Source organism: Paraburkholderia sp. Ac-20342, from assembly GCF_017104985.1.
In the GTDB taxonomy this organism is placed as follows: domain Bacteria; phylum Pseudomonadota; class Gammaproteobacteria; order Burkholderiales; family Burkholderiaceae; genus Paraburkholderia.
In genome coordinates this window covers 1-2,303 of sequence record NZ_JAAGPQ010000197.1, presented here as the reverse complement: position 1 = coordinate 2,303, position 2,303 = coordinate 1, and the positions used below count along the sequence as shown (strand labels likewise).

2 protein-coding genes are annotated in these 2,303 nt (G+C 69.8%); both read left to right on the top strand.

What is annotated here, in order from left to right; translation table 11 throughout:
• Window positions 1-1,831: response regulator (locus tag G3N58_RS33665; RefSeq protein ID WP_206001348.1), on the top strand; the 1,831-nt coding region annotated here is incomplete at its 5' end.
• 5 nt (window positions 1,832-1,836) lie between these two features.
• On the top strand, window positions 1,837-2,303 hold a 467-nt coding region (locus G3N58_RS33660), incomplete at its 3' end, for a response regulator (protein WP_241017352.1).

Genomic DNA, 2,303 nt, shown 5'->3' with positions numbered 1-2,303 from the left:
GCCGGTCCCGCCTGGCCCGGTCAACGGCACCGTTGGCACCGGGAGCACCACCGGCACCGCTGGCATCACCACGCCGGGCGAATCCGGCCGCATGCTCCGCGTGCGCGCCGACAACCTCGACCGCCTGCTGTCGCTATCGGGCGAATCGCTGGTCGAGTCGCGCTGGCTCAAGCCGTTCGCGCAATCGATGCTGCGCGCCAAACGCGTGCAGCGCGACAGCGCCCGCGCGCTCGATCAGCTGCACGCCACGCTCGCGGATTTGCCGCTCGATCCGGCCGCGCTGAGCACGCTCGAAGAACTGCGGCGCCTGACCGCCGAAGCGCAGCAACTGCTCGGCGAACGTCTCGCCGAGCTGGAAAGTTTCGACCGCCGCTCGACGCATCTGTCGCAGCAGCTTTACGACGCCGCGCTGCAATGCCGCATGCGCCCGTTCGGCGACGGCACCGGCGGACTCGCGCGCATGGTGCGCGACGTCGCGCGTTCGCTCGGCAAGAAAGTGCGCTGGCAACTGATCGGCGGATCGACCCAGGTGGACCGCGACATTCTCGACCTGCTCGAAGCGCCGCTCGGCCACATGCTGCGCAACGCGCTCGATCACGGCATCGAGGCCCCCGCCGTGCGGCTCGCGCGCGGCAAGCCCGAGGAAGGCTCGCTCACGCTGGAAGCGCGCCACAGCGCCGGCGCGTTGCAGATCACCGTCTCCGACGACGGCGCCGGCATCGATCTCGATGCCCTGCGCGCGTCGATCGCGCGCAAGAAACTCGCCAGCGAGGAAACCGCCGCGCGGCTCTCGGAAGCCGAGCTGCTCGACTTCCTGTTCCTGCCCGGCTTCTCGCTCCGCGACCAGGTGACCGACGTGTCGGGCCGCGGCGTCGGACTCGACGCGGTGCACGACGTCGTCAAGCGCGTGCGCGGCACCGTGCGCATCAGCCAGGAGCCCGGTGTCGGCACGCGCGTGCAGATGCAGTTGCCGCTCACGCTCTCGGTGATCCGCAGCCTGCTCGTCGAAGTCGCGGGCGAACCGTACGCAGTGCCGCTCGCGCACGTGAACCGCACGCTGCACGCGAGCCGCGCGGACATCGAACTGCTCGAAGGCCATCAGCACATCGCGTTCGGCGGGCAGCGCATCGGCGTCGTCACCGCGCACCAGATTCTCGAGACCGCGCCGCCTGTCAACGAAAGCGGCACGGTCTGCATGGTCGTGATCGGCGACGGGCCGCAGACCTACGGCGTGGTGGTCGACCGTTTTCTCGGCGAACGCATGCTGGTCGTGCAGCCGCTCGACGCGCGGCTCGGCAAGATCCGCAACATCACGGCCGGCGCGTTGATGGAAAACGGCGACCCGGTGCTGATCGCCGACGTCGACGACTGGCTGCGCTCGGTCGAGCGGCTCGTGACGGGCGGCACGCTGAGCCATGCCCAGCACGGCGGCGTCGAAACCGCGCGGCGCGCGACACGGCGCGTGCTCGTGGTCGACGATTCGCTGACCGTGCGCGAACTCGAACGCAAGCTGCTCGCGACGCGCGGCTACGACGTGACGATCGCCGTCGACGGCATGGACGGCTGGAACGCGGTGCGCAGCGAGCGCTTCGATCTCGTCATCACCGACATCGACATGCCGCGCATGGACGGCATCGAACTCGTCACGCTCATCAAGCGCGACCCGCAGCTGCAGGCGCTGCCGGTCATGATCGTGTCGTACAAGGACCGCGAGGAGGACCGCCGCGCCGGTCTCGATGCGGGTGCGGACTATTATCTGGCCAAGGGCAGCTTCCACGACGAAGCGCTGCTCGACGCCGTGCGCGATCTGATTGGCGAAGCCTACGGATAAGACAGATGAAGATCGGAATCGTCAACGACATGCCGCTCGCCGTCGAGGCACTGCGGCGCGCACTCGCGGCGCGCGAGGACTACGAAGTCCTGTGGGTCGCGCAGGACGGCCAGCAGGCCGTCGATTTCTGCGTCACGCAGCGGCCCGATATCGTGCTGATGGATCTCGTGATGCCCAACGTCGACGGCATCGAGGCGACGCGCCGCATCATGGCGCGCGCGCCGTGCGCGATCCTGATCGTCACCGTCGACGTCGGCGCGAACGCCTGGCGCGTCTACGAAGCGATGGGCGCGGGCGCGCTCGACGCGGTCGATACGCCCTCGCTCTCGGGCCCCGACGCGCACAAGAGCATCGCCATGCTGATCGCCAAGGTCGACAGCGTGGCCGCGCTCGTGAAGGAGCGCCACGCGCCGCGCGCGGCCGCGCCCGCGGATGGCGCGAGTGCGCGCAGCCGCGTGCCGCCGCCCGACAG